Here is a 412-nt window from a genome sequence, read left to right as displayed (position 1 = left end):
GCGTTAAACCTTTCCCCACCGGCCCTTACCGTCGCTATTAATCATCTGGAAGAAAAGTTAGGCGTGCGCCTGCTAAATCGCTCAACGCGCAGTTTGTCATTAACCGCAGTGGGTGAGGAATTTCTTAATAATATAACGCCGGTGGTCAATGATTATCGCCGGGTGGTGGACAGTCTGAATTATCACCGTCTGACTCCGGAAGGCGTGGTGAAAGTTAATTTACCGCGCATTGTTATTGACCTGTTTTTTCAAGACTATTTTATCGCCTTTAAAAACGCCTGTCCCAATGTGACGCTCGAACTGTATGCCACCGATCGGAAAGTCAATATTATCGAGTCCGGTTTTGACGCCGGCATTCGCTATTCGCAGGATGTGCCCAAAGAGATGATTGCCATCCCCTTTGGAGAGAAAC

The 412-nt window shown here is 47.6% G+C and carries 1 protein-coding gene; it reads left to right on the top strand.

Annotated features, from left to right (window positions below):
- On the top strand, positions 1–412 hold a 412-nt coding region (locus tag FJV41_RS56230; protein WP_141649666.1), incomplete at both ends, for a LysR family transcriptional regulator.

It is taken from the genome of Myxococcus llanfairpwllgwyngyllgogerychwyrndrobwllllantysiliogogogochensis (assembly GCF_006636215.1).
Taxonomy (GTDB): domain Bacteria; phylum Myxococcota; class Myxococcia; order Myxococcales; family Myxococcaceae; genus Myxococcus; species Myxococcus llanfairpwllgwyngyllgogerychwyrndrobwllllantysiliogogogochensis.
This window is presented reverse-complemented; position numbering and strand designations above follow the sequence as displayed.